The following is an 8631-nucleotide window of genomic DNA, read 5'->3' on the forward strand; positions in this document are numbered from 1 at the left end:
CCCGCATCCGAAGCGAACGCCAACGACGCTGGGGCCAACCCGCCACCCGCGCAGCCTGACCCCAACACCCCGAACCTTCATGGTCACGGCACTAGTTCGATCCAGGTCGGGGTGTAGGTGCGGCCAGGCAGTCCGGGTAACAGTCCCTTGAGTTCCGGTCCGTGCCGTAGCGAAAGCCCGCCCGACACCACGACCACCGCGCCCTCACGGCGGGGGGTGAGTTGTTCGGCCCACTGCTGGTGTGGTGCGCGCCGACTGGTGGGCAGCGGCCACACCAGGTGGACCGGGCCCTGCCGGGTATGCCAGCGCAGCGCGACGGCGCCAGGCAGCTCCACTGTGGTGTCGAAGGCGGCGTTCAACGGCATCGACGGCCAGGCTGTGACCGGCACTCGTCCCGACCATTGGTTCCCGCGTTGGCTTAGCGCCCACTCGTAGGCGTCATCCTCGGACCACCACATCTGGCCGTCGTCGAAGCCGGTCGAGGCCAGCTTTCCGGTCTTGACCCACCACCACACGGTCAGCCGGGGTACACCCAGCAGTCGTCCCACTCCGCCCATGCCGAGTCGCCGGCGGCCCGCAGGTCCTTCCACGCATGATCCTCCGTTACGAAGAGATTGCCCTGTGTCACTGCCGCGCAAGCGTGCCAGAGCGACCCGACGCTAGCCACCCCGGACACGATGAAGATCGCCAAGAAAAAATCAACCTACTTAATTGCCTATGAGGTCTCAGAGGTCTTAGGGTCGGTCATGACACGTAGTCCCCGTTACCAGGAGATCGCCGAGGACCTTCGCCGCAGGCTCGCGGCCGGTGAGTGGCCCGTGGGCACGACGCTTCCCGGCATCAGTGACCTGCAGGAGGAGTACGAGGTCCCAGGGCTGAACACCATCCGTCAGGCGCAGCGTGTGCTGGCCGACCAAGGGCTACTCAATCCGGTTCAGGGGCGCGGCACGTTCGTCACCGCGTTGCCCGGATCGCCGGGTGACCCGGCCACCTTGAAGCAGGCCCTGGACGAGCTGCGTGTCGCGCTGGCCCAGACCCAGACAGCCCTCACCCGGGTCATGAGCCACCTGGACTGAACCCGCACCAGGATGCGAGGCGGCCCCGAAACCGACTAAAGCCCAGGACCGCCCCGCTCCAACTCCCTGGAAGGAGCTACCCCCATCATGTCCCACGCTCTACTACCCGTGTTCTCGGCCTTCGTGCCGCAGCACGTCGTCAACGCGGCGGTGCTGGCACTGTGCGGCCATGACCACCCGGATCTGGCCGCACCGCCCTGCCTTGCCTGCACGCAGCGAGCCATCGCCACGGTGGAGGCCGCGGTCGTCGCGATCGACCCGGCGTTCGGCCGCGACGAGCACGTCCTGGTGCTCGGCGAGGACCGGTGGACGCTGCAACACCCCCTGGCTTGCCGGCCCCGTCTGGCAGCCTGCCTCCTGCACGAGGACCTGGCCGACATCGAGGACTGGTCGACCGTCCAGCCGGGGGAGTACCCGGTCCTCATCGACGGCGACCAGGTCACCGTCGCCGGCATCGTCGTCCGCGACGGTGAGCCCACGACCGTCGGGGAGAGCGCATGACCGACGTGGTCGATTCCTCGGAATCACGGGCTGCGGTCGTGGCGCCGATGCGACCCGAGTCGGTGAGGCTGGCCAGCGTGGCCACTCACCCGGCCAACCCCCGAAAGGTCATGGGCGACCTCGCCGATCTGGAGGCGTCGATCCGCGAGGTGGGGGTGATCCAACCGCCGGTGGTGCTGCCCGCCGCCCGGGTCGCCGCCGCGTGGCCGGCACACGCGGGAGAGCTCGGCGACGCCGAGTGGGTGGTGCTGGTCGGCGCGCGCCGACGTACCGCCGCCGGCCACGTCTACGGAGACGACCCCGACGCTCTGTTGAACGTGTTGGTGCGCGAGGACGCGATCGCCGACGACCCGCTCGCGCAGCTCGACGTGATGACCGCCGAGAACATCGCCCGGTCGCCGTTGAGCCCGGTCGAGGAAGCCCGCGCGTTCGCCGAGCAGGAAGCCGCCGGCCGGAGCCAGCGGCAGATCGCGGCGAAGGTCGGTTGTTCACAGTCGCACGTTTCCAAGCGCCTGAAACTGCTGCGCCTGCCCGAGTCGATGCTGGTCGAGCTGGAGACCGGGCAGGCCCCACCGGGCGAGGACCAGGAGGGCGAGCGGGACAGTCCGGCCTTGCAGATCAAGGACGCGCTCGCGTTCGTCGACGCCGCTGGCGACGACCAGGAGCTGCTGCTCGCCGCGTACGGGCTGCGCGACGACCGCCGGCACCACTGGAGCGCCGCCCAACTGGTCGACCAGGTCCGACGCGACCGGGAGCGGCAGGAGACGGTCGACGCGGCGCGCAAGAAGGTCGCCGACGAGGGTGTGCCGGTCATCGACAGCGCGATGCAGCGGTTCGGTGACGGCTACTGGAAACTCCGCCTGGACGGCGCGAAGGCGATCACGAAGGCCCGCAAGGACGGCACCGTGGTCGCCGAGGTCAACTCCTGGGGACAGGTCACCTACTACTCCACGGTCAAGCCGAAGGCGGCCGACAACCGCACCCCGGCCGAGCAGCAGCGGATCACCGACGAGCGGGAACGCCGCAAGTCGATGACCGCCCGCGCCGAGGCCGCCGCGATCCTGGCCGCCCGGCCGCCGAAGCTGCCGCGCAGCGCGGAGGACATCGTCGACGCGTGGCTGTGGGCGCCGGGTAACGAGTGTGCCCAGCTCGCCCACAAGTGGCTGCTCGCCGCTGGTGTCGGCCCGGACCCGGCTCTGCCGAACTACCGGTGGTGGGAGGAGATCAGGCGGGCGGACTGGCCGACCCGGGTGCACGCGGCGCACGCTCTCGGCCTGGCCCGCCGGGAGGTCCAGCTCCGGGCCACCTACCGGTCGTCGTGGAACGCGGCCGATGCGGCGTGGCTGGCCCGGCTGGTCGACGACGCCGGCTACACCCTGAGCGAGTGGGAGCAGGCCCGGGTCGACGCCATCGCCCCGCCGGAGGTCGAGCCCGACACCGTCCGTCCGGAGCCCGGTACGCAGACCGATGCTCCGGAGCGGGTGTCGCTGGTCTACGACGCCGAGGACGCGTGCTGCTGGGTGCTGCACTACGACCTACAGGTCGACGAGCCGGCCGCGTACGCCGAGCACCTCACCGACCCCACCGACGTCGACGCCGCCCAGACGTGGGCCGTCGAGCTGCTCGCCGACCGGCACCGGATCGAGGTCACCGGCTGGACCGACGGGCACCTGCTGCCCGACCAACCCGCCCACATCGCCGTGCACGCCGGGAACACCGCCCTGGTCACGTCCAGGGCGGGGCAGTGGCGCCTGCTGCGCGACACGGTCAACGACGTGTGGCTGCTGCTGGCCGACGACAAGCAGCACGCCGACCACGACGCCCTCGGCGTCGACGACGTCGACCAGGCGTGCCAGTGGGCCACCGGCGTGTTGACCGAGGCGGGCGTGACGTGCCACGGCTGGACCGCCCGCGCCGACAACGCCGGTGGCGTCGAGTACCTCGCCGACCTGACCGGGGAGTGCTGATGATCCTCGAAGCGACCGGCCCGGACGAGATCCGCACCGCGTTCCATACCGCCATCGCCGCCGCCGGAGACCGGGTCGACGAGATCGGCGGGATCGCCGGCGTGCTCAGCGACGCCGCAGACCGGTACGAGACGCTGGAGATGGAGCCCTCCACGGTGGAGCACCTGCGTGACGCGAGCCGGGCGTGCGGCACCGCCCAAGCAGCGGTGGCCACCGCCGCCGATCAACTCCGGACCGCCCTGACGGACTTCAACAACCACGACGGGGCGGTCGCCGACGCGGTCGCCGACGCCGGCACCCTGGCGAGCAAGGAGATCCTGATGGGCGACGGATCCACCCCAGCCCCGACTACCCCCGGCGGCCTCGCCAGCCCGGTGGCCAGCACGCCGTCCGACCCGGCCGAGGTGGGCGACGTGCTCGGCGTCGCCGACGGCGACACCTGCCACGGCACCGACCAGGTGCCCAGCGTGGCCGGGCCGGCCACCACGCTCGCCCTCATGGACTACGGCGACGGCGGTGACCGGTGGGACGGCGGCCGGTACGTCGCGGTCGGCACCTCCCCACACCCGTGGCACCCCGTCACCGGCGCGGAGCAGCCCACCGGCGACGAGTACGCACAGCCCGGGATGTACCACCCGCCGCATCTGGACCCGGCTGAGGCCGAGACCGCCGCCCGGCACCTCGACGAGCTGGCCGACCTCGCCGAGGCCGGCCACCAGCCGGCGACGCCCACCAAGTGGAGCCGGGCGGCACAGCGGTTGGAGCACCTTGTCGACGGGGACGGCGAGCTGGCCGGGGCGAAGGTGGCGATCGGTGAGGACGAGTTGCCGGTGACTGTGCGGGACCTGCTCGCCCTGCTGCGCGACAAGGAGCCCGCGACCGACCCGTCGACCCGCCGGCACGTCACCACCGCGACCATCGACCACGCCGGTGGCGACCCCGGGACGCTGTGGATGGACCTGGTCAACCACGACGGCGCGACCCGGGTCGCGGTCACCGGAGTCGAGGGCAACGACAGCCCGGACAGCGACTACTGGCAGCCGTACACCGCCCAGCACACCCCGATCCAGGCCCGCGACCTGGCCGACAGGCTGCGTACCTTCGCCCACGACGCTCGCAGTGTGCTGCGCCTGGGCCAGGGCGCGGACGCTCCCTACCTGGACTGGTCGACGCGAACGGCCGACGGCGGCCGGAACCTGGCGATCAGCGTTGGCCGTGACGCGGTCAGTCTCGACCTCAACCCGACCCAGCTCCGCGAGCTGCACGACGCACTCACCGCCACCATCAGCGCCGACGACTTCGCCGAGGCGCTCGGCGCCTACTGGCCGGAGGAGAACGGCGCCCGCTACATCGACTGGTCCGACTTCGAGTACGAGCGCGGTTTCCTCCTGGAGATCGGTGATGGGGCCACGGCGGTGGAGATGACCGTCAGCCCCAGACAGTTGCGGGCCTGGCGTGATCGGCTCGCCACAGACTTCGCCGACGGGCAACCGCATTGACCACATCGCGACGGGTGCGGGTCCTCGGCGACCTGTACCACGGGCGTGTCCCGGCCGGCGCTGTTTACGTCGGCCGGGCCGCTCCCGGCCTGCGAGCCAGCCGTCGCCGTACGGATCGACGCGGCCCGTGATGCGGCCTTGGCGCTGCCCGGGATGTCCAGGTCATACCCCAGTCTCCGACGCGGTCCCGGGTGACCTCCGCCGAGCAGGACCGGCTACTGGCCGCGCAGGACCGGGCGGCCAGGTTCTAGAGGGTGCAGCTCTTCGGGTCGGACGGCGCGGAGTCACGCAGGTGGCCATGGTCGCCATCCGTGTCCGGTTGGGGTGACGTCCCGGCGTGCTTGCGTCCCTGCAGTGGAGGTGCCGGGTCGCCATTCGATGGTTGCTGTCCGACCTGCTAGCGGCTCTCCCGGCCGTCCGGCCAGCGTCACCACTTGCGGTCCGCGTCGAGATGAACGCGTTCGTTCTGACCGGTCTCTTCGACACCGGCCGGTGTCAGTGATCGCTGCCGTCGGTGTGCAATGCCTTGGCGATGGCGTGGCCGATGGTGGGTTTGGTGAGGTAGAAGGTGGCGCGGTGGGGTTCGGCACCGTTGTCGACGGTGTAGGTGCTGTCGAAGGTGGCGGTGGGTGGGCGTTCCTTGTCGAAGATGGCCGTCAGGTGCGGGCGGGCGGCGATGATGTCGTCGCGGTCGGCGAGGTTGATCCAGCGGTGCACGCCTGCCGGGTAGGTGGGGGGTTGTTGTAGGCGGCGGATCACTGAGGGCAGGCCGAGAGGGCTGCCGATGGTGATGAGCAGGGGCAGGGGTTGCGGCCGATCGTGGAGGGCTTCGTAGGTGACGACAGAGCCGAGGCTGTGAGCGAGCACGACCCGGGTGTCGTTGTCGAGGTGTGCGTGGACGCTGGCGATGGCGGCTCGGCGGATGGCGGGTTCGGTGAGGTATCGCACGGCTTGGCCGATGAGTGCGTGGCGGGCGGCGAGGTGAAAGCCGGCGTTGCCGATCCAGGGGATGCGGTCCAGCGCCGCCAGGGCGCGGGCGGTGGTGCCGGGTATGCCTTGGGCGTCGGTGGGATCGTGGTGCAGGGCGTCGAGTTCTTGACGGGCGGTGCCGGCGTCGCGGGCTCGGGTGGAGTCCAGGGCGTTGGTGAGCCAGTCCAGGGCGATCTCGTCGGCGATCTCACGTTGTGCATCGGTGAGGTTGGCGGTGTCACCTTGCTGGTCGGGGGTGAGGAACAGATGGCCGTAGAACGCCATACGAGCCCACCGGTCGGTGGGCTGGATCGGCCAGAGTTGGTCGGCGAGGCCGGGCTGGCCGGCGGTTCGGATCCCGCCGGCCAGTGACGGTAGCCATTCGTTTTCCAAGTCGTCGGCGGAGCGTTGCTGTTGGGCGACGCCGTGGACGAGAACGATGCGGGCCATGCCTCAGATCCTTCGTGGACGTGGGTCGGATGTCGATAGGTGGGGTCGCTCTGGCAGTGTGGCCGGGTGAGTGTCCCGCAAGCGCGTCGGCTGGTGTTGGTGATCGGCTCGCAGTGCGCGGCCGCACCGTCGTTGAGTTTCCTGCCGAAATTGGCTCATGAGCTGGGGGAGGTCTTGACCGACCCGGTGTTGGGCGGATGTGAGCCAGCAGGGGATGAGCCCGTGTTGATCGACCCGTCGCGGGAGGTGCTGGTGGGGGCGGTGCGGGCGGCGTTCACCCGGGCGAATGACGGTGACGGGTCGGTGATGGTGCTGGCGTTTATCGGGCACGGCATCGCCGCCGATGAGGATTTCTACTTCCTGCCCGCCAATGGCAGCGGCCGGGGGCACTTCGACGCTGACGTGCACGTGTCGCATCTATTGAAGGAAGGGTTGCGGGATCATCCGAACCTGGGTGGGCTACTGGTGCTGTTGGACACTTGCCATGCCGGTGTGGGTGCGGCACAGGCCGCCACCTGGCAGCAGGTAGGGCTGGGTCGGCGCACGCACCGGTACGAGATGCTGACCTCCAGCGCGGACCAGCCGGCGTTCGGTGGGGCGGTCACCCGCATCATGATCGAGGTGTTGCGGGCGGGGATCACGACCGCGGGTACCACACTGGGCACGCGGCACCTGCACTCGTCCTTGCGGGACAGGGTCAAGGGGCAGCGGCCGCAGCGAATCACCCATGACGGTGGTGGTTGGGCCGCCCCGGATGACGAGGGCCTGTGGTGGGCGTACAACGTCTGCCACCACAGCCGGGCGCCGCTGCCGGTGACAGCGGCCGGGTCGGTGGTGCCAGCCCGCTCGGCGTACCGGTGGCAGGTAGTCAGAATCGCCCCCGAGCACCTGGTCGGCCGGGACCAGGAGCTCACCGACATGTCCGCGTTCTGCACCACCCCTGACGTCGGCGGGTACTGGTACTGGCGGGCCGGGGCGTGGGCGGGTAAGTCGGCGCTGATGTCCTGGTTTGCGCTTCATCCCCCTGCCACAGCTCGGGTCGTGTCGTTCTTCATCACCGCCCGCTTCGCTGGGCAGAGCGACCGGGCCGCGTTCATCGAGGCCGTGGTCGAGCAACTCGCCGAGCTGCTCGACGAGCCGATGCCCACGTTGACCGACACCTCCCGCGACTACTGTTTCCTGTATCTGCTGGATCGGGCCGCCGAGCGGTGCCAGGCCCGCGGTGAACATCTGGTGCTCCTCGTCGACGGCCTCGACGAGGACCGTGGGGTCACCACCGGACCTGACGCCCACAGCATCGCCGCCCTGCTACCGGAGAAACCCCCGCATGGGGCACGGATCATCGTCGCCGGCCGGCCGAACCCGCCAGTCCCCGACGACGTCCCCCCAGGCCATCCCCTGTACGACCCAGCCGTGATTCACAAGCTGACCGTGTCCTCAGAGGCCCAGGTCGTGCGCAAGGATATGCAACGCGAACTGGCCCACCTGCTCAACGGCAGCCGCACCGAGCAGGACCTGCTCGGCCTGCTCACCGCCGCCGGTGGCGGTCTCAGCGCCCGGGACCTAGCCGAGCTCACCGGCCAGCCCCTCTGGCAAGTCCAAGAGCACCTGGCCACCGTGGCCGGACGTTCCTTTAACCCCCGCACCAGTAGATGGCAGCCCGGCCGTGAACCCGACGTGTACGTACTGGGCCACGAGGAACTGCGGATCACCGCCGTCGAACGGATCGGCCCCGACCGCCTGCACGGCTACCGCCAGCAGCTACACACCTGGGCCGACGCCTACCAGCAACAACGATGGCCTGAAGGCACCCCCGAATACCTGCTGCGCGGCTACCCCCGCCTGCTCGCCAGCATCGGCGACCTACCCCGCCTGCTCGACCTGGTCACCGACCCCGCCCGCCACGACCGAATGCTGGACCTGACCGGCGGGGACGCCGCGGCCCTCACCGAGATCACCACCTGCCAGGATCTCATCCTGACAAGGCCAGGACCCGACCTCGAGGCGATGCTGCGGCTGTGCATCCGCCGCACCAACCTCACCGACCGCAACACCCACATCCCCACCGGACTGCCCGCTGTCTGGGCCACCCTCGGACACCCCGACCGCGCCGAAGCCCTCGCCCGCTCGATCACCGACCCGAGCTTGCAGGCGTGGGCGTTGGTCGAG

At 70.3% G+C, this 8631-nt stretch carries 7 protein-coding genes; 5 read left to right on the forward strand and 2 right to left on the reverse strand.

Going from position 1 to position 8631, the window contains the following annotated elements; genetic code table 11:
• Positions 1-83: 83 nt before the first annotated feature.
• Complete coding sequence (locus tag ACIBO1_RS26725; protein ID WP_396751160.1) at positions 84-590, reverse strand: hypothetical protein; 507 nt, start codon at positions 588-590, stop codon at positions 84-86.
• A gap of 87 nt (positions 591-677) precedes the next feature.
• Between ACIBO1_RS26725 and ACIBO1_RS26730 the strand changes: the two genes are divergently transcribed.
• The 4 genes from ACIBO1_RS26730 (at position 678) to ACIBO1_RS26745 (ending at position 5043) form a co-directional block, all read left to right on the forward strand.
• Positions 678-1076, forward strand: a complete 399-nt coding sequence (locus ACIBO1_RS26730) for a GntR family transcriptional regulator (protein ID WP_396751162.1) — start codon at positions 678-680, stop codon at positions 1074-1076.
• Between the two features lie 87 nt (positions 1077-1163).
• Positions 1164-1577 (forward strand): hypothetical protein, encoded by a 414-nt coding sequence (locus ACIBO1_RS26735; RefSeq protein WP_396751164.1) that lies wholly within the window; start codon positions 1164-1166, stop codon positions 1575-1577.
• On the forward strand, positions 1574-3544 hold the full coding sequence (locus ACIBO1_RS26740) for a ParB/RepB/Spo0J family partition protein (RefSeq protein ID WP_396751166.1): 1971 nt from the start codon (positions 1574-1576) through the stop codon (positions 3542-3544). The genes ACIBO1_RS26735 and ACIBO1_RS26740 overlap by 4 nt, the downstream gene beginning before the upstream one ends.
• Positions 3544-5043, forward strand: a complete 1500-nt coding sequence (locus ACIBO1_RS26745) for a hypothetical protein (RefSeq protein WP_396751168.1) — start codon at positions 3544-3546, stop codon at positions 5041-5043. The genes ACIBO1_RS26740 and ACIBO1_RS26745 overlap by 1 nt, the downstream gene beginning before the upstream one ends.
• 495 nt (positions 5044-5538) lie before the next feature.
• Here the strand turns inward: ACIBO1_RS26745 and ACIBO1_RS26750 are convergent, their stop codons facing one another.
• Positions 5539-6462: a hypothetical protein gene (locus ACIBO1_RS26750; protein WP_396751170.1), complete on the reverse strand. Its 924-nt coding sequence runs from the start codon at positions 6460-6462 to the stop codon at positions 5539-5541.
• 222 nt (positions 6463-6684) lie between these two features.
• Between ACIBO1_RS26750 and ACIBO1_RS26755 the strand changes: the two genes are divergently transcribed.
• Positions 6685-8631: hypothetical protein (locus tag ACIBO1_RS26755; RefSeq protein ID WP_396751172.1), on the forward strand; the 1947-nt coding region annotated here is incomplete at its 3' end.

This window comes from Micromonospora sp. NPDC049903, assembly GCF_044460945.1.
In the GTDB taxonomy this organism is placed as follows: domain Bacteria; phylum Actinomycetota; class Actinomycetes; order Mycobacteriales; family Micromonosporaceae; genus Micromonospora.

Excerpts from the sequence above, each read along its gene's own strand:
- ACIBO1_RS26730 (WP_396751162.1), top strand. The coding sequence starts at position 678 with ATGAAGATCGCCAAGAAAAAATCAACCTACTTAATTGCCTATGAGGTC.
- ACIBO1_RS26735 (WP_396751164.1), top strand. The coding sequence starts at position 1,164 with ATGTCCCACGCTCTACTACCCGTGTTCTCGGCCTTCGTGCCGCAGCAC.
- ACIBO1_RS26740 (WP_396751166.1), top strand. The coding sequence starts at position 1,574 with ATGACCGACGTGGTCGATTCCTCGGAATCACGGGCTGCGGTCGTGGCG.
- ACIBO1_RS26745 (WP_396751168.1), top strand. The coding sequence starts at position 3,544 with ATGATCCTCGAAGCGACCGGCCCGGACGAGATCCGCACCGCGTTCCAT.
- ACIBO1_RS26750 (WP_396751170.1), bottom strand. The coding sequence starts at position 6,462 with ATGGCCCGCATCGTTCTCGTCCACGGCGTCGCCCAACAGCAACGCTCC.